This is a genomic window from Arthrobacter sp. MYb23 (genome assembly GCF_002979775.1).
GTDB lineage: Bacteria > Actinomycetota > Actinomycetes > Actinomycetales > Micrococcaceae > Arthrobacter.
The window spans coordinates 366,992-387,698 of the sequence record NZ_PCPR01000002.1 but is presented as its reverse complement, the minus strand read 5'-3'; the positions used below and the strand labels follow the sequence as shown (position 1 = coordinate 387,698).

General features: G+C 61.7%; 17 protein-coding genes and 2 tRNA genes. 13 read left to right on the top strand and 6 right to left on the bottom strand.

The window, feature by feature from the left end:
• The first annotated feature begins 106 nt into the window (after window positions 1-106).
• The 4 genes from CQ020_RS04200 (at window position 107) to CQ020_RS04185 (ending at window position 4,568) form a co-directional block, all read left to right on the top strand.
• Complete coding sequence (locus CQ020_RS04200) at window positions 107-3,103, top strand: UPF0182 family protein (protein ID WP_105690682.1); 2,997 nt, start codon at window positions 107-109, stop codon at window positions 3,101-3,103.
• Window positions 3,104-3,238: 135 nt separating this feature from the next.
• Window positions 3,239-3,312: transfer RNA gene (locus CQ020_RS04195), tRNA-Met, on the top strand.
• A 264-nt stretch (window positions 3,313-3,576) separates the two neighbouring features.
• Window positions 3,577-3,650 (top strand) — tRNA-Met (locus CQ020_RS04190).
• A gap of 120 nt (window positions 3,651-3,770) precedes the next feature.
• The gene (locus tag CQ020_RS04185; RefSeq protein ID WP_105690681.1) at window positions 3,771-4,568 is read left to right on the top strand and encodes a GntR family transcriptional regulator; all 798 of its coding nucleotides are present in this window, start codon (window positions 3,771-3,773) and stop codon (window positions 4,566-4,568) included.
• A 110-nt stretch (window positions 4,569-4,678) separates the two neighbouring features.
• Here CQ020_RS04185 and CQ020_RS04180 read toward each other — a convergent pair whose 3' ends face one another.
• Window positions 4,679-5,467, bottom strand: coding sequence for a PspA/IM30 family protein (locus CQ020_RS04180; protein WP_024817403.1), 789 nt, complete (start codon window positions 5,465-5,467; stop codon window positions 4,679-4,681).
• Between the two features lie 98 nt (window positions 5,468-5,565).
• Window positions 5,566-7,449 (bottom strand): TPM domain-containing protein, encoded by a 1,884-nt coding sequence (locus tag CQ020_RS04175; protein WP_258141701.1) that lies wholly within the window; start codon window positions 7,447-7,449, stop codon window positions 5,566-5,568.
• 320 nt (window positions 7,450-7,769) lie between these two features.
• On the opposite strand from CQ020_RS04175, the gene CQ020_RS04170 reads away from it, so the two are divergent.
• From CQ020_RS04170 to CQ020_RS04145, 6 genes are all read left to right on the top strand, one after another.
• Window positions 7,770-9,383, top strand: coding sequence for a S1C family serine protease (locus CQ020_RS04170; protein ID WP_105690680.1), 1,614 nt, complete (start codon window positions 7,770-7,772; stop codon window positions 9,381-9,383).
• Window positions 9,384-9,643: 260 nt separating this feature from the next.
• Window positions 9,644-10,447, top strand: a complete 804-nt coding sequence (locus CQ020_RS04165; RefSeq protein ID WP_105690791.1) for an electron transfer flavoprotein subunit beta/FixA family protein — start codon at window positions 9,644-9,646, stop codon at window positions 10,445-10,447.
• Window positions 10,448-10,461: 14 nt separating this feature from the next.
• Entirely contained in the window at window positions 10,462-11,415 is a 954-nt protein-coding gene (locus CQ020_RS04160) for an electron transfer flavoprotein subunit alpha/FixB family protein (protein WP_105690679.1), read from the top strand.
• Window positions 11,416-11,420: 5 nt separating this feature from the next.
• On the top strand, window positions 11,421-12,200 hold the full coding sequence (locus tag CQ020_RS04155; RefSeq protein WP_105690678.1) for a PIG-L deacetylase family protein: 780 nt from the start codon (window positions 11,421-11,423) through the stop codon (window positions 12,198-12,200).
• A gap of 74 nt (window positions 12,201-12,274) precedes the next feature.
• Window positions 12,275-12,820: a gluconokinase gene (locus CQ020_RS04150; RefSeq protein ID WP_105690677.1), complete on the top strand. Its 546-nt coding sequence runs from the start codon at window positions 12,275-12,277 to the stop codon at window positions 12,818-12,820.
• Window positions 12,817-14,220 (top strand): gluconate:H+ symporter, encoded by a 1,404-nt coding sequence (locus CQ020_RS04145; protein ID WP_105690676.1) that lies wholly within the window; start codon window positions 12,817-12,819, stop codon window positions 14,218-14,220. Before CQ020_RS04150 ends, CQ020_RS04145 begins: the two co-directional genes overlap by 4 nt.
• Window positions 14,221-14,300: 80 nt before the next feature.
• On the opposite strand, the gene CQ020_RS04140 is transcribed toward CQ020_RS04145, so the two are convergent.
• The 4 genes from CQ020_RS04140 to CQ020_RS04125 all read right to left on the bottom strand — a co-directional run bounded on the left by CQ020_RS04140 (window position 14,301) and on the right by CQ020_RS04125 (window position 17,412).
• Window positions 14,301-15,134 (bottom strand): anti-sigma factor domain-containing protein, encoded by an 834-nt coding sequence (locus CQ020_RS04140; RefSeq protein ID WP_105690675.1) that lies wholly within the window; start codon window positions 15,132-15,134, stop codon window positions 14,301-14,303.
• Window position 15,135: 1 nt separating this feature from the next.
• Window positions 15,136-15,741, bottom strand: coding sequence for an ECF RNA polymerase sigma factor SigK (gene sigK / locus CQ020_RS04135; RefSeq protein ID WP_181151757.1), 606 nt, complete (start codon window positions 15,739-15,741; stop codon window positions 15,136-15,138).
• A gap of 188 nt (window positions 15,742-15,929) precedes the next feature.
• Window positions 15,930-16,397, bottom strand: a complete 468-nt coding sequence (locus CQ020_RS04130; protein ID WP_062066137.1) for a tRNA (cytidine(34)-2'-O)-methyltransferase — start codon at window positions 16,395-16,397, stop codon at window positions 15,930-15,932.
• 70 nt (window positions 16,398-16,467) lie between these two features.
• On the bottom strand, window positions 16,468-17,412 hold the full coding sequence (locus CQ020_RS04125; RefSeq protein WP_105690673.1) for a J domain-containing protein: 945 nt from the start codon (window positions 17,410-17,412) through the stop codon (window positions 16,468-16,470).
• A 123-nt stretch (window positions 17,413-17,535) separates the two neighbouring features.
• Between CQ020_RS04125 and CQ020_RS04120 the strand changes: the two genes are divergently transcribed.
• The 3 genes from CQ020_RS04120 to CQ020_RS04110 all read left to right on the top strand — a co-directional run bounded on the left by CQ020_RS04120 (window position 17,536) and on the right by CQ020_RS04110 (window position 20,579).
• Entirely contained in the window at window positions 17,536-18,462 is a 927-nt protein-coding gene (locus CQ020_RS04120) for a diacylglycerol kinase family protein (protein ID WP_258141700.1), read from the top strand.
• A gap of 119 nt (window positions 18,463-18,581) precedes the next feature.
• On the top strand, window positions 18,582-19,253 hold the full coding sequence (locus CQ020_RS04115) for a hypothetical protein (protein ID WP_181151743.1): 672 nt from the start codon (window positions 18,582-18,584) through the stop codon (window positions 19,251-19,253).
• 105 nt (window positions 19,254-19,358) lie between these two features.
• On the top strand, window positions 19,359-20,579 hold the full coding sequence (locus tag CQ020_RS04110; RefSeq protein ID WP_105690672.1) for a cysteine desulfurase family protein: 1,221 nt from the start codon (window positions 19,359-19,361) through the stop codon (window positions 20,577-20,579).
• Window positions 20,580-20,707 lie beyond the last annotated feature (128 nt).

Genomic DNA, 20,707 nt, shown 5'->3' with positions numbered 1-20,707 from the left:
TTCACTGCCACTCGTGGCATAGATGACGGCCTCTGCCACCTCCCAGCGGTAGAGATTGTCAACACGCGCACACCGACTGTTCACTGACACCAATGAGGTACAGAGTTTGTCCCGTCCCGCCAGCTCCAACCCGCCCGGAAGATCACCGCTGAGACGAGGTGCCCTGACTCCGACGCTCATTGTCGTGGCAGTGGCCGTCGTCGGGTTCATTTTCTTCGCCAATGTGTGGACTGACGTCCTGTGGTACCAGCAGCTTGGCTTCTTCGAAGTTTATATCCGCGAAAACCTCGCCAGGATCATCACGTTCCTCATCGGTTTCGCCATGATGTTTGCCGCTGTTTTCTTCGCCATCAGGATCGCCTACCGCTCCCGGCCCGTCTATGCTCCGGATGCTGAGGCCCGGGACAACCTCAACCGTTACCAGGCACAGCTTGAGCCTGTTCGCCGCGTTGTCATGATCGGGCTCCCCATCCTGTTCGGGCTTTTCGCCGGCAGTGCAGCCGCCAGCCAGTGGCAGAAGGCCCTGTTGTTCTTCAACCAGGAGCCCTTCGGGCAGAACGATCCGCTCTTCAACATGGACATCAGCTTCTACCTGATGACGCTGCCGTTCCTCGGTTTCGTCACGGGTTTCCTGATCAGCATCGCGGTAGTTGCCGGTATTGCCGGCATCTTGACTCACTACCTCTACGGCAGCATCCGCCTCATGGAACGCGGGATCTTTACGAGCCGTGCCGCGCAGATCCATATCGCCGTCACGGGCGCTCTCTTCCTGGTCCTGCTGGGCATCAACTTCTGGCTGGACAGGTACACCACTGTTCAGAGCAACTCGGGCCGCTGGGCCGGCGCACTGTACACGGATGTTAATGCCGTGGTGCCCACCAAGGCGATCCTTGCTGTTGCCGCGGGCCTTGTTGCCATCCTGTTCATCATTGCAGCGGTTATTGGCCGCTGGCGCCTTCCGGTGATCGGTACCGCCATGTTGGTCATCACGGCCATCCTTGCCGGTGGCGTCTACCCGTGGGTCATTCAGCAGTTCCAGGTACGTCCGTCCGAGAACACCTTGGAAAAGGACTTCATCGATCGAAATATCAAGATGACGCGGGCTGCCTACGGTCTGGACAAGATTGATGTATCCGCCTACAACGCCACCACCACCGCCACAACAGGTGCCTTGGCCGCGGACGCACAGACCACTGCCAACATCCGCCTCCTTGACCCGAACCTTATTTCTTCGGCGTTTGCCCAGTTGGAGCAGTACCGTCCGTACTACCAGTTCCCGCAGACCCTGAATGTTGACCGTTACATGGTGGACGGCAAAGTCCAGGACACCGTCATTGCAGTTCGTGAACTGAACCCGGACGGCCTAAGCGCCAACCAGCAAACCTGGGTCAACAGGCACATCGTCTACACCCACGGGTACGGCGTCGTTGCAGCCAAGGGCAACAAGTTCACTGCCGACGGCAAACCGGAGTTCCTGCAGTCAGGCATTCCGTCCAACGGCGTCCTCGGTAACGACACTTCCTATGAGCCGCGCATCTACTTCGGCGAGAATTCACCTGAATACTCCATCGTGGGAGCGCCGGACGGCGCCCCGAACCGCGAGCAGGACCGCCCGGCTGGCCGTGAAGGCGGCGGAGAAACGCAGTACACCTTCAGCGGTAACGGTGGACCAAACGTTGGCAACTGGCTCAACAGAATTCTCTACTCCATCAAGTTCCAGTCTTCTGATCTCCTGCTCTCAGACGGCGTCAACGCGGAATCCCAAATTCTCTACGAACGCAATCCGCGCGAACGCGTTGAGAAGCTTGCCCCGTACCTGACCGTCGACGGTAATGCGTACCCGGCAGTGGTGGACGGCCGCGTCAAGTGGATTGTTGACGGCTACACGACCAGCCAGTACTTCCCGTACTCCCAGCCCCAACAGCTGCAGAATGCCACTGTTGACTCGCAGACCAGTGCCGGACGCACCGTGGCTCTTCCGAACAGCTCGGTGAATTACATCCGTAACTCGGTCAAGGCCACTGTGGACGCCTATGACGGCTCCGTAAATCTCTACGCTTGGGATGACCAGGATCCCATTCTGAAGGCATGGCAGAAGGTCTTCCCGACCGTCATCAAGCCGTACTCGGAAATGTCCGGCGATCTCATGAGCCACGTTCGCTATCCCGAAGACCTTTTCAAGGTCCAGCGAGAACTGCTCGGCCGTTACCACGTGACGGATCCGGACAGCTTCTACCAGAACAACGATGCTTGGAGCGTTCCGAACGATCCCACCGTTTCGGAAGCCGTCAAGCAGCCGCCGTTCTACATGTCGCTGCAGATGCCCGACCAAGAGAAGCCGGCATTCCAGCTGACGTCCTCCTTTATTCCGCAAACGGTCAACGGCAGCGCCAGGAACATCCTGTACGGGTTCCTTGCTGCTGACTCGGACGCCGGAAACGTCAAGGGCGTCAAGGGGGACAGCTACGGAAAGCTGCGGCTTCTGGAGCTGCCCACCGACACCCAGGTCCCTGGTCCCGGCCAGGCGCAAAACAAGTTCAACTCCGATCCCACGGTGTCCCAGGCGTTGAACCTTTTGCGACAGGGCGCATCAGATGTGCTCAACGGCAACCTGTTGACTCTTCCTGTGGGTGGCGGCCTGCTCTATGTGCAGCCCGTGTACCTGAAGTCCACGGGAGAGACGTCGTACCCCACTTTGCAGCGTGTGCTGGTGGCCTTCGGTGACAAGATCGGCTTTGCGCCCACTTTGGACGAGGCACTTGACCAACTGTTCGGTGGCAACTCCGGTGCTACAGCCGGAGATGCAGACAACAACGGCCAAACGCCCACTGCGCCTCCGGGCACCACTACACCGCCTACTGGCCCCACCGACGCCAAGGCGGACCTCAAGGCAGCACTGGACGAGGCCAACAAGGCGATCGTGGATGGCCAAGCTGCGTTGGCCAAGGGCGACTTTGCCGCTTACGGTGCCCAGCAGACCAAGCTGTCCGAGGCCTTGAAGAAGGCTCTGGATGCGGAAACGCGTCTGGGCGCCACGGCGACTCCTTCGGCAACACCGGAGGCCACTCCCAGTGCGACACCCTCGCCTACGCCAAGCAGCTAGTTCTCCAGGTGGCTGAAAGGCCGGCACCTGCTTCCCTTCGGGGACGGGGTGCCGGCCTTTTGCTTACGGAGAGATGCACATCACGTCGCCTGGATTTGGTCTGCCATTCACCGCACGGTAGTGTTGTTCTTGCGACGCGGGGTGGAGCAGTTCGGTAGCTCGCTGGGCTCATAACCCAGAGGTCACAGGTTCAAATCCTGTCCCCGCAACTGGAGAAGAAGGTCCGGATCAGTTACTACTGATCCGGACCTTTTGTTTTGCCCTCAACATCTGGGATGCCCTCAAGACCTAGGCTCACCATGCCGCAGGTTCAGCGTACGGATGTGGCGGCCACGTCGGTGGCCCGATGTGGAATCACATTCTGGCCCGCGGACGCGGCTAAGGCGAGGCTTGGGGTGCGGAGTGATCTGCGGCACCTTAGCTGCCATTTGGTCAGAAGCACCCGGGTGGGTGCGGTAGAGTTGTTCTTGCGACGCGGGGTGGAGCAGTTCGGTAGCTCGCTGGGCTCATAACCCAGAGGTCACAGGTTCAAATCCTGTCCCCGCAACTGGAGAAAAGATCCGGATCAGTAATTACTGATCCGGATCTTTTGTTTAAGTCATCACGGTCATCCCGGTGCTAGCATCAAACCCGGATTCGCTGAGGCAAGAAATAGATGGGAAGCTCAATGGTCAACGAAGACTATGGATTTGGCCTCAAGCGTGAAGACCTTCAGAGGGACGGTCCGGTTGCCGTGTACCAACAGGTGGCTGACGTACTGACAGATCAAGTCAGCCGGCTGGAGCCGGGGTCCCGGATACCCACCGAGGAGACCCTGATGGATTCCTACGGCATCAGCCGCACCACGGTCCGGAAGGCGATCGAAAGGCTCGTAGCGAAAGGTCTCTTGGTCCGGCGACAGGGCAAGGGTACTTTCGTGATGGCCCAGCGTCCGGTGAAGATGCTGAACCGCCTGGCGCCCTTCATGGAGACATTCACTGCTGCAGGGATGAAGACCGTCAAGGGCCTCATTGAATACAAATGGATGGAAAAGGATGGCTCGGTGCCGGCAAAGCTGGTTTCCGAGGACAACCTTGTCCTGGTGATACGCCGCTCCTATTCGAGTGCCGGCTGGCCCTATGCGATTGCGGAGATCTTCATCCCCTCTCACATTGGGCGCCACATCAGTTTGGCGGATGCCGAACGCAACTCCATTTACCAGGTCATCCAGGACCGTACGCTGAAGCCACTGCAGCGGGCGGAAATCACGGTCACCATGCATGCCCCACCCGAACACCTGGCAGACGCCCTGAACGTCCGTGGGTTCGCCATGGTGCCGCGTCTGGAGCGCACCACGCTCGGTGACCACGGAGAGGTGCTGGAGTGCACCGTAACGTACTTCCATCCCAAGGGATTTGAGATCCGGGCCGAAGTGGCCACGGACGCGAGCCCAGCGCAGGAGTCCGCAGGCCCTGGCGCGGTATAGCGGTAACGACGACTAATAAACGATCTTTAAAGAAACGGGCCGGATCCCCTTCAGGATCCGGCCCGTTTCGTGATTCAGCAGTACGTCAGGACAGTCTGTCCAAGCGATTCTTAGAGCTTGTCGAAGTCGGCTTCTTCGATGGTTGCGCCAGTCGAGGCAGGAGCGCCAGCTCCAATGGCGGGTTTGGAGCCACCCGACTTGAGTGCTGCAAGGCGAGCTTCGATTTCTGTCTGCTCGCCGAGGTCTTCAAGCTGGTTGAACTGGGCGTCCAGGCTGGAGCTTGCGAGCTCTTGCTGGCCCAGGACCTTGGCCTCTTCACGGCGGATCTTCTCTTCGAAGCGGCCCACCTCGCTGGTGGGATCCATGATGTCGATGCTCTTGAGGGCATCGTGCACCTGGGTCTGCGCCGCAGCAGTCTTTGAGCGCGCCACCAGTTCGTTGCGCTTGGCGGTGAGCTGGTTGAGCTTGTTCTTCATCTGGTCAAGCCCGGTCTTGAGCTTGTCCACTACCTCGGTCTGCGAAGCGATGCTCGGTTCCGCGGCCTTTGCCTCGGACTCAGCAGTCATTTGACGCTGGATGGCTACCTTGGCAAGGTTGTCGAACTTCTGGGCATCAACGGAGTCGCCGGCCGTGCGGTACTCATCGGCCTTACGGGAAGCTGCCAGGGCCTTGTTGCCCCAGTCCTGCGCGTTCTTGACGTCTTCGTTGTAGTCCGCCTGCAGCATCCGAAGATTGCCGATGGTCTGGGCCACGGCTGATTCGGCCTCGGCAATGTTGTTCGTGTAGTCGCGGACCATCTGGTCCAGCATCTTCTGCGGATCCTCAGCCTGGTCCAGCAAGGCGTTGATGTTCGCCTTGGCGAGCTGTGAGATCCGACCGAAAATGGACTGCTTAACCATGGTGTTGCCTTTCGTCCTGCTCAGTGGTGACACTGAAATCAGTGATCAGTTGTTGTACCGCTTCTATGCGGGGCATGGACCCCACTTAGTCTGTCGGGCTAGAAGTCGCCTCCGCCGCCGCCGTCGCCACCCCAGCCGCCGCGTCCGTAGCCTTGGCCCTGGTCGGCATAGCCGAACTGGTCGACGTCGGACTGTGCAAGCTGCGCCGCCTGGGCAGCAAGTGAATGCGCCTGCTGGGCGTAGGTTAGCGCCGTGACGGGATCATTGCGGGAGATGGACAGCGCGTAATCGAGATTGCGCTGAGCTTCGGCCAACCTCGTTCGGGCCTCTGTGCCCACGCCACCGCGGCGGGCGGTGATGTAGTCGGACGTCGCGCTGATTTGGGCCTGCGCAGCCATGATGGTCTGCTGCAGCGATGCCTGTGCCCGGCGGGCCTGCTCCTGCTGGTCGCGAATACCGGACAAGGACTGGTCCAGGGCCTGGTGGGCCGACTCCACACGGCTGAGCGTAGCGATGGGGTCGATCTTCCCACCCTGGATTTCGGTCTTCACCTGTGCCAAGGCTGCTTCCACGCCGGCTACGGGGCCGGCAAGTTCGGGGTGCTCGCCCGATTGGATCATGGCCCTGGCCTGAGCGAGGTCCTGGCTGGTCTCCGCCACGGCGCCTTCCAAGGACGCGCGGGCCTCATCCAAACTGCCGGCCGTTTTGGAGATGGCATCGATCAGTACGTTGGTTTGGTGCAGGCTTTCCTCGGCGGCGCGGACCGCAACTGCAGCCAGGCTGTTCTCTCCCGCAGCCAACTTCTCCTGGGCCGCGGCGGCGGCGTTCTGAACGAATGCGAGCCGCTCCTTGGCCTGCAGGATGTTGTCGGAGACCTGAGTCAACGCAGAATCGGCGTACTTGGCGCGCAAACCCTCAAGTGATTGCTCCGCGCTGGCGATCTTTGCATCGGCTTCCCTGGCTCCCGCAGTCACGGCTGCCAAGGCTTGGGGGGCGTTCTTCTCAAGCTCGCGCAAGGAGTCGAAGTCAGCCTTCTGATCCCGCAGAGATGCCAGAGCGGCCTCGGAGCGGCGAATGATTTCGCCGAGCCAACTACGCTGCTGCTCCTCGGTGTCGGGAATGTGGTCATCCAGCTGCTGCTGTAGCTTGAAGGACTCCGTCATGTGGCCCTTCGCCTCTTCCAAGGCCTTGGTGAAGTTGCCAATCGCGGAGTCACCATACTGGGCTTGGGCGAAGCCGAGTTCCTGCTCGCTGGACTTGATGGCGTCGTCCGCCTCGATTAACAGCGAACCGCTCTTCTGCCGCAGCTCTGGGATGGTCAGGCCGGCCAAGGGGTCAAGCTGTTCACCCTGGGGTCCGTAACTCGCGCTGACGGCCTTGGTGTTGCCTTTCTTGCGACGGTTCCGCAAGTAGAGATACGTCCCTGCGCCACCTGCCGCTACTACACCGACTCCAACGAGGACGCCAACACCGGCGTTGCCGCTGGGTACGGTTCCGCTTCCTCCGCCTGCGGCGTCCCCGATGGCGGCAGCGGCGTCTATGACAGCCTGGGCGTAGTTACCTGCACGCAGCTGAGGATCGATGGCCTTGCTGGTGATCGTGTCCCGTTGCGCGTTGGTGATTTTGCTGTTGTTGGGTTTGCTCAGCTGGTACTGCCGTGTGTCCGTTGCTACGGCGAGAACTAGAGCGTTCGGCCCGAGCTGCGCCTTCTTCGCCACTTCTTCAGCCCACTGGACACGGTCGGTGGGGTTCTCGAACCGTTTGACGAACACAGCGTGCAATGTCATTGCGTGGTCGGTGCCAAGCTTCTGAATGGCTTCCTGGACCTTGGCTTTGTCGCCGCCGAGCACGCCCGCGGAGTCCACGATCTTGGTGGTGGGATCCAGTGTTACCGGACTTTCAGCCCAAGCGGAGGTGGCCGGGAGGGCCAACATTCCTGCCAGGCCGATCACGGCGAGTACGCGTTTTACTATTGACCGCATGTGCAACCCTTCAGCACGTCTGCGACTGGAACAAGGCGTACCAATCGTCACAGAATGCTCAGCGCCCCCACGCATGGTGTAAAGCCGCAGGTCGCTGTGGCAATTCCTCTTGATTCTATGGTGCACCCCCCAACCCGTCCACAGGGGTGAATATGCCACCAGCGAAATATAGGAGAGAGCTGGATTGTTGAGGCGTTGAGTGTCCTTTTGACCTGTGGGGACGTGGTGGCTGTCTCTTTCAGGAAGCTCCCAGCGAACGTCCGCTTTTGTTCCAGTTATTGGGTACATAGTTGTTGAAGACGAGGACGAAAGGAAGACCCATGACGGAGAACCCAGCGCAGGGCAATGCACCAGAGAACCGCGAGCCATCAGAGCCGCGGGATACCACGGCGGAGCAGGGCGACGCCGGCGCCACCCCACAGCAGCCTGCCTGGACTTCCGGACAGGGAGCCGGGACGGAAAACCCGGCTCAGCCCACTACTCCGCTGCCTGCCTTCCAGCCTCCCGCAGCCCAGCCGCCGCAGCCGCAGTACTACGGCGCTCCCCAGCAGCATGACCCGGCTCACCGCCCGAGCTACCCGCAGCACCAGCCGTTCTACGGTGGCTCGAACCCGGGAGACAACGGCAATGCTGCCTCCCAGTTCCATCACCAGCAAGGATTCCAAAACCCGCAGGGTCATAACGGCCCCGGGCTACACCAAGCCCCCGGTCATTCTTCTGCCGTCAGCACCAAACGCAAGCCGGCCTTCGGAGTGGGCACCCTCGTGGCAAGCATGCTTGCGGCGGGTCTGATCGGTGGCGGCGTAGTGGCCGGCAGCAACGCACTGTGGGACAACCCCGCCCCGGCCGCTTCAACAAGCGGACAGTCCAGCACTGTGATCGTGAACAACAAAGACGACGTCAACGTCATTACCGCTGCGGCTGCCAAAGCCTCGCCCAGCGTCGTGACCATCAAGGCAACCAGCGGAAACGAGGGTGGCACGGGTTCCGGCATCATCCTGGACGACCAAGGCCACATCCTCACCAATACCCACGTGGTCACGCTGGATGGTGCCACCGCAAACGCCGCCATCGAGGTCCGTACCAGCGACGGCAAGGTCCTCAAAGCCACCGTGGTTGGCACGGATCCTTTGTCAGACCTTGCAGTCATCAAGGTGAGCGATGCCTCGGGCCTGGTCCCGGCTACGCTCGGTGATTCGTCCAAGATCAACGTGGGGGACACCGCCGTCGCCATCGGTTCGCCTTTGGGCCTCACCGGCACTGTGACTGATGGCATCGTGTCCACGCTTAATCGCACTATCAGTGTTGCGTCTTCTGCTGTGCCGGAGGGTACTCCGGATGAGAGCCAGGGCGGCGACGAAGGCTTCCAGTTCGCACCGCCTAATGGTGGCCAGAGCCAGAGCACTGCCAACGAAGGCTCAATTGCCATCAACGTCATCCAGACTGATGCCGCCATCAACCCCGGTAACTCCGGTGGCGCACTGGTGAACAGCAAGGGCGAAGTGATCGGCGTCAATGTGGCCATCGCGTCGGCAGGCAGCGGAACGTCCGAATCGTCCAGCGGCAACATCGGCGTCGGTTTCAGTGTTCCCATCAACCATGCAAAGCGCGTGGCGCAAGAGATCATCGAAACCGGTAAGGCCAGCCACGGACAGTTTGGTGTGTCTGTTCGGTCGAAGTCTTCCACGGGCAGCGATTCAGGCTTCTCGGTGGGTGCGGAGGTTGCCTCAGTGACCTCGGGTTCGGCTGCAGCCAAGGCTGGACTCAAAGTTGGTGACGTGGTGACCAAGTTCGGCGACTATGCAGTGAGTGACCCCAACCAGCTGACTGCGGCCGTCCGGGAGCAGCCGGCCGGGGCCAAGGTCAAGGTCACCATTCAGCGAGGTGGCCAGACTCAAGAGGTTGAGGTCACCCTCGACGCCGCACAACAGTAAGGTCCAAACTGCTCCATAGCACTCGACGGCGGGCGGCACCTCACACAGGTGCCGTCCGTCGTTTGCGATGCCCAGGCCTGAAAGGTGCCAACGCAAAAAGCATCGCGCGTAGCTGAAACAGGGCTTAACGCTGGGAGTGGTTTTCTTAGGGCAATATGCTTAGCTAGGACGAGCCCACGCGCTGGGCAATCCACGGCCACGCTGCTGCGTTTGGCCGTCCACAAGCATGGAAGGCTGCTTCGAAGACAGTGGAAGAGACATTGAAGATTGTCGTTCTGGTCAAGCACGTCCCGGACGCCCAGTTCGATCGGCATATCACCGGCCCTGGCAACACCACCGACCGTGACGAGAGCATCTTGTCTGAATTGGACGAGTACGCCCTCGAGGCAGCCCTCCAGCTGGCGGAGGAGCGCGGCGGACCGAAGGCCGGGAATGAGGTCATTGCCTTGAGCATGGGCCCGTCCGGTGCGGTCAATGCCGTGAAGAAGTCACTACAAATCGGCGCGTATTCCGGTGTCCACCTCAGCGACGACGCTCTGGCTGGTTCGGATGCTGCCGCAACGTCGCTGGCGCTTGCCGCTGCCATCCGCCACATCTCGGCCGATGGCCGCCCTGTGGACTTGGTCCTGACGGGCATGGCTTCCACCGATGGCGAGACTTCGCTCATCCCGGCCCAGCTTGCCGAGCGCTTGCAGTTCCCGCAGGTCACGTTCGCTTCCAGTCTTGAGGTATCGGGCGGACAGGTCAGCGCCCGCCGCGACGCTGGAGCCTTCTCGGAAACTGTGGAAGCCCAGATCCCTGCAGTTGTGTCTGTCACGGACCAGATCAACGAGCCGCGCTATCCCAACTTCAAGGGCATCCTTGCGGCAAAGAAGAAGAAGATCGCCGCCCTGTCATTGGCTGACATTGGTGTGGACGCCTCACAGGTGGGCTTGGCCGGCTCATGGACAGTGGTTGAGTCTGCGGAGGCCCGCCCACCGCGGACAGCAGGAACCATCATCACCGACGACGGCGACGCCGGCATCAAGCTGGTCGACTTCCTCGCCGCACAGAAGCTGCTCTAAAGGGGACTCCAACCATGGCAAATGCACTTGTTTTCATTGACAACCCGGGAGCGGCTCTTAAGAAGAGCAGCCTGGAGCTCCTGACCATCGCCCGCTCGCTGGGGGAGACCGCCGTCGCCTTCACCGGCGAGTTGAACGACGACGTCGCCGCCACCTTGGGTGCGTATGGCGCCACGGCGGTTTACCAGCCGTCAGTGGAGGACCTCGACAACTACTTGGTGGGGCCGAAGGCCGCCTACCTGGCAGCTGCGGTGGCAGCGTCCGGAGCTACGGCCGTCCTGGTGGACAATTCACCGGAGGGCAAGGAAATCGCGGGCAGGCTTGGCATCAAGCTCAACGCCGGCGTCATTACAGACGTGGTGGGCGTTGAAGCTGACGGCACTGCGCATAAGTCGGTGCTGGCGGGCTCCTACAACACCACCGCGAAAGCCACTACTCCGGTGACCGTTCTTTCTGTCAAGGCCAACAACGTGGAACCTGCGCCCGCGGGTGCTGCATCGGCGCCAGCAGTGGCCACGGTTGAGGTTCCTGCCGAGGGCCTGGCGAACTCCGCACGCATCGCGGCCCGCACCGAGAAGCCTGTCAGCGGACGGCCGGACCTCAGCGAGGCCAGGATCGTCGTGGCCGGCGGCCGCGGCGTGGATGGCGACTTCGGGCCTGTTGAGGAGCTCGCGGACGCCTTGGGTGCAGCTGTGGGTGCATCCCGCGCTGCCACCGATGCAGGGTGGATTGGCCATGATGCACAGGTTGGCCAGACCGGCGTCACGGTGTCCCCGCAGTTGTACATCTCGGCCGGCATTTCGGGAGCCATCCAGCAGAAGGCGGGCATGCAGACCGCCAAGGTCATCGTGGCCATCAACAAGGACGCTGAGTCTCCTGTATTCGAGATTGCGGACTACGGCATCATCGGGGATCTTTTCAAGGTGCTCCCGCAGGCCACTGCCGAAATCCAGAAGCGGAAAGGCTGATCCCTTTGCCTACTGACGTCACGTCAGCAAAGAGCCCGTTCGACGCCTCCACGGAGCGCGTTGAGCGGGTGCTTTGTTTTACTGCCCATCCCGACGACATCGATTTTGGTGCAGCAGGGACCATCGCGGCCTGGACGGCTGCCGGCGTCGAGGTCAGCTATTGCATCATGACCGACGGCGATGCCGGCGGGTTCGACCCCCTGGACCGCGAACGGATCATCGAATTGCGGGCTGAGGAGCAAAAGCGTGCAGCTGCTCTGGTGGGTGTCACGGATATCCGCTACCTTCACGAGCGGGACGGGTACCTGGAACCGACACATGGCGTCATCAAGCAGATAGTGAAGCTGATTCGCGAAGTCCGTCCGGACATCGTGCTGACCATGCACCCGGAACGGAACTGGGACCGCCTGCAGAAGAGCCACCCCGACCACCTTGCAGCGGGGGAAGCCGTGACCCGGGCGGTCTATCCGGCAGTGGAGAATCCTTTCGCCTACCCGGAGCTGGCTGAGGCCGGACTTCAGGCCTACAAGCTGCCGTGGCTGTGGTTTATCTCGAGCCCGGAGTCCAGGGAGAACCACGCTGTGGATGTTTCGGATCATGTCGACGCGAAGCTTGATGCCATCAGGGTCCATGCGAGCCAGCACCCCGATATCGAGGGAATGGAACGCGTGGTCAGGGCCATGATGCTGGGCAATGGTGAGCGGGCCGGCCTGCCTGACGGAGCGAGCGCTGAGTTCTTCCACGTAGTTGCCGTCAACGGATCCACCACCATCGCAGGCTTCTAACGTTGCCGTGGTGTAACCCGTGTCATATGCTTGATCTCGGTTAAATCATATTTATTCGAGGAAGGCAGACTTTGATGGCGAAGACTGCGCAACAACCCGTACTGGTGATTATGGGAGTCTCCGGTTCCGGCAAGTCGACTGTGGCCGGCGTTCTCGCCGGGAAACTTGGATGGGATCTTGCCGAAGGCGACGACCTGCACCCAGAGGCCAACGTGGCCAAGATGCAGTCGGGGCTGGCTCTCAGCGATGACGACCGCTGGCCTTGGCTGGGCATCATCTCGGACTGGATCCGTGAGCGCGCGGATGCCGGAACTCCGGCAATCATTACGTGCTCGGCACTCAAGAAGAAGTATCGCGATGTGCTCCGCGGCGAAAACGTTGTTTTCGTCTTCCTGCAGGGGAGCAAGGACAAGATCTCGGATCGGCTCGCCTCCAGGCATGGCCACTTCATGCCGCCGTCGCTCCTGGAATCGCAGTTCGACGCACTCGAAGAACCAACGGAGGACGAGAGCTACATCTCCCTGTGTGTTTCGGCGTCGCCCGCCGAAGAAGCGGACGAGGTCATTGAACGCCTCGGCCTGCACCCTGTAGTTGCCGGTTCCGAAACGAACGCATCGTGAGGTTCCTGGAGGCCGCCACAGAGGTACAGGAATGGACGGCGCATGACACCCAGTTGCTGGTGGTGGCCGCCCTCGGCATTGCCGTGATTGTGGTGCTGATCGCCAAACTCAAACTGCATCCGTTCCTTGCACTGGTTCTGGGCTCGGCTTTTGTTGGCCTGGCGTCAGGAGTGGAGCTGGGCAAGGTCATCACCAACTTCGAGGATGGTGTTGGGGGAGTCCTCAAGGAAGTCGGCCTGCTCATTGCGCTGGGAGCCATGCTGGGGAAGCTGCTGGCTGACTCCGGCGGGGCCAACCGTGTGGTGGACACCCTGCTGGCGAAGGCCAACGGAAACAAGCTGGTGTGGATGATCACTCTCGTGGCTGTGATCATCGGCTTGCCGATGTTCTTCGAAATCGGGCTCGTCCTGCTGCTTCCGGTGATCGTCCTGGTGACCCAGCGATCCAAGATGAAGCTGATGCGCATCGCCATCCCGGCGCTGGCTGGACTGTCGGTCCTCCACGGGCTGGTGCCGCCGCACCCGGGACCACTGATCGCGATCAGTGCTGTCAAAGCCGAATTGGGAACAACGCTCGGCTTGGGCATCCTGGTGGCGATCCCCACTGTCATCATCTGTGGTCCGCTTTTCTCGAGGTTGGCTGCCCGGTGGGTCCCCGTCGACGCTCCTGCCGTAGCCGGTGGCATCGACACCCAACACGCGGTTGATATGAGCGAAGTTAAACGCCAGCCGTCCTTCATGGTGACCCTTTTGACCATCATCTTCCCGGTGGTTCTCATGCTGTTGAAGGCCTTGGGCGGCATCATCTGGCCGAACCCCGAGACGGCGCCGGCGATCAGGATCTTCTTCGACTTCGTGGGCCAGCCTCTGGTGGCCATGACACTGGCAGTCCTTCTGGCGATCGGAACGTTCGGATATGCGGTGGGCTTCACGGGCAGCAAGATCACGGCCAAACTGGGTGAAAGCCTGGGTCCCATTGCCGCCATCCTCCTGATCGTGGGTGCCGGCGGCGGTTTCAAGCAGACCTTGATCGGTGCTGGAGTGGGTGATGCCGTCAAGAAGTGGGCCGAGGGTGCCAACATGTCAGTCCTGGTGCTCGGTTTCCTCGTGGCAGTGGCACTGCGCCTGGCTACGGGTTCAGCAACAGTGGCCACTGTGACGGCGGCCGGCATTGTTGCACCCCTTGCCAGCAGCCTGAGCCCGACGCACGCAGCTCTGTTGGCTTTGGCTATTGGCGCAGGTTCCTTGTTCCTGTCCCACGTCAACGACGCCGGATTCTGGTTGGTCAAAGAGTTGTTCGGGCTAACCGTTGGGCAGACCTTCAAAACCTGGTCCGTGATGGAGACGCTGATCTCCGTGGTGGGCTTCGGCTTTGTGATGCTTCTTTCGCTTGTGGTCTAGCTGCGGAAGCAACCGAAGAACGTACGACGGCGGCCGTCCCTTGAGGGGGCGGCCGCCGTCGTACGTTGGAGCGTCAAGCGTCAGGCGCTGAGCCCGACCACCAAAACGGGGTCCGTGGTGGGGGCGCTCGATCCGCCCGCGGGTTCCACGGTGATGGCTACGGACGAAGCTGACGCCAGGCCCTTCACGACGGCCGGTTTGGACAGTGTCTGGGCATCCATGGTGCCCTGCGGCACCGGGGCAGAGCCGTCCTTGGGAAGGGTCCACAACTGGTAGACCTTGCCTTCCGGAGCTGGCGCAACGCCATCCATCAGAACCACGAAGGAATCCTTCGCCGATGATGCTGAGATGGTTGCTGTACCACCGCCGGGAACGGGCGCAGACTTCTTCTGGACATCCTGGGCCTGCAGCACCTGGTTGACGGGGTCGTTTTGTGCCGTGACGTAGGTGCCGACTCCGATCCCACCGAGGGCAATCACGGCTGCAGCCGCGGCGCCGATGATCCATCGGCGCGCGCCACCGGCGCGTGTACGTTTCTCGCGCCTCATCCTGGCGGCAGCGAGGTCGTCGACGGCGGGGCATGCCACCGTGGGCGCCACCGGCTCTGCGACGGGCTGGGCAGCGGCATCCTTGGTGATGCGCTCCAGGATGTTGTCGAAGAGTCCTGCGGGCGGTTCTTCCTCGGGGGTAAAGCTGACGGCCAAAGTTTCGCGGGCTTCGCGGACCCGGTCCAGGAACTCAGTACGTTCCGGGGCGTCCTTGATGTAGTCGTCGATCATGGCCCGCTCGTGGTCGCTTAGGGCGTCCAGGGCGTAGATTTCCGCCAGCTCGAGGACTCTGCCCTCGGCGAGGTCGGTAGCGATGTCGTTGGCAAACATTCTGCGGATAAAGCCTCCACCGGTGTTTTCGCTCATATCAACCCACCCCCAGGCAGGTCTTCAGTCGCAGGAGTCCATCACGGATGCGGGACTTGATGGTCGGGACGGCTGCGCCGAGGTGCTCGGCGACCTCCCGGTACGTCAGTCCGCCGTAGTAAGCGAGCCGGACTGATTCACGCTGGGTGTCCGTCAGCGTGCCGAGGCATCTGCTGACCGCCTCCGCCTCAAAGTTCGTGTCGGCCTCTTCCGCGACGACATCGCGGTCCGGGTCTTGGCTCGCCGCGCCGTATTTGGCTTCCCGGTCTGTTGCCGCTTGTACGGCGCGGACCCGGTCAATGGCCCGTCGATGAGCGATGGTCATGAGCCAAGCAAGCGGGGTTCCTGCGGCGCGGTCAAACTTTGCAGCGCCTTGCCATACCTGGATAAACACTTCCTGGGTGGCGTCTTCGCTGAGGTCAGAATCGATCAGGACGCGCCTGGCCATGCCGAAGACGCGCCGCGAGGTCAGGCGGTAGAACTCAGCAAAAGCCTGCTGATCGCCTGCTGCCATGAGGTCAAGCAGAGCAGTCAGCTGCGAGTTCAAGTCTGTCGCGCTGCCGGTGGCCTCGAAAACCGGGGGGCCTGGGTTGTTGGGGGTGTCCATCACCGTCCAGCATATGTCTTCCCGTTTGAAACCTGCAGCACAACCGCATTGCGTTGCGGGCGCGGCGGTGTATCGGCTTGGTGCCATCACCCTGGTCTGCAGCGCGCTCACGTAGGCTCCCTCAACGAATGTCCAAGGCAGGAGTTGTCCTGCATAAGGTATTCGGTGCTGCGACGCCGTTGGATGGGCTACACCTTGGCGCCGGCAAATCCGTTCTGCCGCCAGGCTTCAAAGACAGCGATCGATGCAGCATTGGCGAGGTTCAGTGAGCGCAGGGAAGGCTTCATGGGAAGGCGAACGCGGGCGGTGACGTGCGGGTCCTGTTTGAGCCAGTCCGGAAGGCCCACGGATTCCGGGCCGAACATGAGGACGTCCCCCTCGCGGTAGCTGATGTCCGTGTATGAGGTCTCGCCGTCCGAGGTGTAGGCGAAAACGCGCTCGGGCTTAAGGGCAGTCCAGGCGGCGTCGATGTCCTTGTGCACAGTGACTACCGCGAGATCGTGGTAGTCAAGACCGGCCCGACGCAGCTTGGCATCGGAAAAATCGAAGCCGAGGGGCTCCACCAAGTGGAGCTCAGCCCCTGTGATGGCGGCCAAGCGGATGGCGTTGCCCGTATTGCCCGGGATTTCTGGGGTGTGGAAGAGGATGCGGAACACTGTCCCATCTTAGTCAGCCCTTGGACCGGCCGCCGATCCCCGGGTGAAGGCAAACGCAGCGTAGCCGCGCTTAGTGCATTCCTCGAAGAAGGCGGGCCAAAACAGGCACTACAACGGTGTTTGGCGCGGGACCTGAACTAAGGAATTGCTTCAGTCCCCTCACCAGCCCTGCAGCGTTGACTACCTCCACTGCCTTGTTGCTCGACTGCCCCTTGCCGTACTGGTCAATGACAGGTTCGTGAAGATTTCCGTCCGGACTGTGAAGGACCACCCAGCCGGTGACATTGAGTTCCGGAAAGAGGTCCTGCATGTGCCGCACGATGTGGGCCAGCTGTGGAGGAGCCACCGAGCGGCCGCCGTGGCGCAGCGACTGGCCGTCCCATGCGTAGGCGCCTTTGGGCAGCAGCATGGAACCGACCAATGCCAGCCGATAGCCGGACAGGACGGCATGGTCTATGTGATTGTTGTCCGACGGTGAGCGCAGCCCATTGATGAGCCGGGCTGCGGGTATGGCGGGCAGGACTTGGCGGCTGATGAGCTGCACCGTGCGCATTTCGCGCTGGATGCGGGCCTCGGCCCCAAAAATACCCCTCTTGCGGGGGAGTCCGTGGACCTGTTGGGCCGCTTCCGCCGCTGAGATGAGAGGAACCTCGTTGGGATCGTCAAACGGGGGAACATAGACGGCGGGATCCCCGGCAGTGTTGCGCTGGGCCTGGGGTCGTTTGACGTTTGTCGTGGCGGAGGGACCTGGCGCGGCAGTGCCTGTGTAATCGCCGGGTCGAGGCTGGCTCACCTCGGAGGCGCCTCGGGCGTACCTGCGGTCGTAGTCGGCCCTGCGTTGGGGATCAATGAGAGTTTCGTACGCAAGGGTCACGCGCCGGAACATCTCCGCCTCTCCGCCGTGATCGGGGTGGGCTTTCCGGGCAGCCTTGCGGTAGGCCACTTTGATCTCCTTGTCCGTAGCGGTGACGGAAACTCGGAGAACCTGATAGTGCGAACTGCTGCCCTCGGCCAAGCACGGGCCCTTCTCTAGGGTGATGGTCGCGTCTCTGAAGAGATGCGGTACTGGCAAGTTTATCCAGCCACTATGTGAACGTCGGTAACGGGGCCTGTGGTTCCCGCTGGCATAATTCAGGCTGTGAAACCTCCGGCGGCCGAGAAACCCTACATCGGGCCGATGAAAATCGCTGTTGCCGTTAATCCCGCGGCCTCTTTTGGCCGGACGCGCAATGTCGGGCACCAGGCCGCAGAATTCATCCGCGCCGCCGGGTGGGACGTCGTCGTGCTTGAAGCTGAAAACTATGACGCCCTGCGGAGATCAGTGGACCGGACGCTGGCAACCGGGCTGAAGGCGTTGGTAGTGGTGGGTGGCGATGGCATGGTTCATCTGGGCGTCAATGCGCTCGCCGGGCTGGACATCCCCCTGGGCATCGTTCCCGGCGGGACGGGCAATGATGTGGCGCGGCTGTTGGCTTTGCCTCTAAAGGACACCAAGGCCGCGTGCCGCCGATTGCTGGATGCGTTGGAAACCGGGGGGCGCAGGATTGATGCCGGCAGGATTACCGCAGGCAACCGGACGACGTACTTCGCTGGCGTCCTCTCCGCCGGGTTTGATGCAGCGGTCAACGAGCGGGCCAATTCGTGGAGCTGGCCCCGGGGGAAGAGCCGCTACAACCTTGCGATGCTCAGGGAGTTGGGCTCTTTCCGCCGGATTACCTACACCGTCACTGCCGATGACGTGACCTGGTTTCAGCCCGCCCTGCTCATTTCGGTGGCCAACGGACAGTTCATTGGCGGGGGCATGAAGATCACCCCTGAGGCGGTGCCCGATGACGGCTGGCTGGACATGTTTGTGGTCAAACCCCTGTCCAGGCTCCGTTTCCTGGCTGTGTTTCCCAAGGTTTTCGCCGGAAAGCACACCAGCCATCCCGCCGTGGAAATCAGGCGCGTCCGCAAGGTGCGCTTGGAGGCCGCAGGAGTGGTGGCCTACGCGGACGGCGAGCGCATCGCTGAATTGCCTGTGGACGTCGATGTGGTTCCTGCGGGTTTGTGGGTTCTCGCATAGTGAGCCCCGCTGCGGCGGGCAGCTAGACTCGATCGCGGTGACAGGCCGCGGGAAGTGTGCGGCGAGTCGGTCGGCACGGTTCCGACACCATATTTCAGACCGCACGGCAAGGAGACATAGTGGCGAGCAACGTTCGACGACGACTGGCCGGTCTGGTTGCCATCGGAGCCGCTGGTGTTCTGCTGGCTGGCTGCAGCGTCAATGTTCCCGACCCCGCAGCACCTAAACCGTCGCCGTCGGTATCCACGCTGGCAACCCCCACCATCACTCCTGGACACGACGCGGCCGCGGTGGCTGCGAAGGACTTGCCGCTGACGGCCGGAGGCACTTTGGCCCCGGGGGACCCCGTGACAGTTTCCACGCGGTTGGAGGAGGTTCCAGGATGGTCGGTGGTTCACTCCGCAATGCAGGGTGAAAACAGATACAAGAAGACGGACGGGTGCACACTCGCTGTCCGGGTCAGCGTGAATCAGGGCCCACTGGTGGTTGCAGGCGACGATGCTGCTTCAACCAAGGAACTGTTTACGTACCTCAATGCAGGTGAGCTGGATGGTCTGAAACCGGCGTCCTTGCGTTGGGGAGAAGGCTCCGATAAACCGCAACACAGCGTGGAGTTCCTTAGCTTGGAATCGTCGGCAGCATCCGGTGGCAAGCCGGCCCTTGTCCTGGCCAGGTTATTCAGCGCTCCCGCGTCCTCGGTGTATGTTTCCCTGTCGTGCCCGGATGACACCACCTTGGCGGCCGCGCGTGCAGAGACCTTGGCGCAGCTCGTCGTGGTCCCGCCGTCCTGATCATGCCCCGGTATGCGGGGGCATGGATGCGCACGCATCACCGCCTGCACCACGACTCCTGAGTACCCGGCGCTGCCTGAATGACTGCGTCGGTAGAATTAGAGGGTGCCTGTATACCTTGACCATGCTGCAACCACGCCCCTGTCGGCCGAAGCGCTCGCTGTCATGACGCGCGAGTTGGCGCGTACCGGCAACCCTTCGTCGCTGCACGGCGCAGGTCGCCGCGCCAGGCGGGCAGTAGAGGACGCCAGGGAGACGCTTGCGGCTGCAGCCGGGGCGCATCCCTCCGAAGTCATTTTCACCTCCGGTGGTACCGAAGCTGACAACCTGGCAGTCAAGGGACTTTTTTGGGCCAGACGGGACGAAGATGCTCGGCGGACCCGCATCCTGTGCTCCGCCGTCGAGCATCATGCGGTCATGGATACCGTCGAATGGCTTGAAAAGCATGAAGGCGCAGATGTTGTCTGGCTTCCCGTGGATAGCGACGGGAAGGTCCGGCTCGAGGCAGTCAAGCAGGAAATTGAACGCGACCCCGGATCAGTAGCATTGGTCACCGTGATGTGGGCCAATAATGAAGTCGGCACCATCCAGCCCGTTACGGAGATCGTGGAGCTCGCGAAGCCGCACGGAATCCCGGTTCACTCCGACGCCGTCCAGGCTTTCGGATCGATCCCTGTGGATTTCCGTGGTTCCGGACTCTCTGCGATGTCCGTCTCCGGGCACAAGCTTGGTGGGCCTGTGGGGGTTGGTGCCCTTTTCCTGGGCAGGGCAGTGAAACTGACTCCTGTACAGCACGGAGGCGGCCAAGAGCGTGACGTTCGCTCGGGAACGCTGGATACCCCCGCGATCGCTGCCTTCGCCGCTGCGGCGCAAGCTGTCACGGCAAACCTCGCGGCTGAGCGGGAGCGCCTGAGCTTGTTGCGCGAGCGTCTTATCAGCGGTGTTCGCGAGTCGGTTCCTGACGCAGTGCTCAGAGGTGCCCCCGGTGACGGGAGGCTGCCCGGAAACGCTCATTTCACCTTCCCTGGTTGCGAGGGAGACTCACTGCTCTTCCTCTTGGACCTGGCCGGCGTCGAATCCTCTACCGGTTCGGCCTGCACGGCCGGCGTGCCCCGGCCTTCGCATGTCCTCCTGGCCATGGGCCTGGATGAGGACACAGCCCGTGGCGCCCAGCGTTTCACCTTGGGCCATGAATCCACCGATGCGGATGTGGAGGTGCTCCTCACGGCACTTCCCGAGGCGTGCCTGAGGGCGCAGCAGGCAGGAATGGCTGGTCACGAATCAAGCATTCAGACAGCGGCGACTGTAGCCCGGCAAACACTTTGATTGCTTTCTGAACCCGATTCTGGTTGACGGGGTTTTAGGGCGGATGGTAAAGCAGGCTAGAATAGACGGGCACGCCGGCTGTTCCCAGCCGGATCGGTTGCTCCAAATCCCACAGACAGAAAGCCAGC

Excerpts from the sequence above, each read along its gene's own strand:
- CQ020_RS04140 (WP_105690675.1), bottom strand. The coding sequence starts at position 15,134 with ATGAGCGAAAACACCGGTGGAGGCTTTATCCGCAGAATGTTTGCCAAC.
- CQ020_RS04180 (WP_024817403.1), bottom strand. The coding sequence starts at position 5,467 with ATGGTTAAGCAGTCCATTTTCGGTCGGATCTCACAGCTCGCCAAGGCG.
- CQ020_RS04175 (WP_258141701.1), bottom strand. The coding sequence starts at position 7,449 with ATGCGGTCAATAGTAAAACGCGTACTCGCCGTGATCGGCCTGGCAGGA.
- CQ020_RS04170 (WP_105690680.1), top strand. The coding sequence starts at position 7,770 with ATGACGGAGAACCCAGCGCAGGGCAATGCACCAGAGAACCGCGAGCCA.
- CQ020_RS04160 (WP_105690679.1), top strand. The coding sequence starts at position 10,462 with ATGGCAAATGCACTTGTTTTCATTGACAACCCGGGAGCGGCTCTTAAG.
- CQ020_RS04150 (WP_105690677.1), top strand. The coding sequence starts at position 12,275 with ATGGCGAAGACTGCGCAACAACCCGTACTGGTGATTATGGGAGTCTCC.
- CQ020_RS04185 (WP_105690681.1), top strand. The coding sequence starts at position 3,771 with ATGGTCAACGAAGACTATGGATTTGGCCTCAAGCGTGAAGACCTTCAG.
- sigK (WP_181151757.1), bottom strand. The coding sequence starts at position 15,741 with ATGGACACCCCCAACAACCCAGGCCCCCCGGTTTTCGAGGCCACCGGC.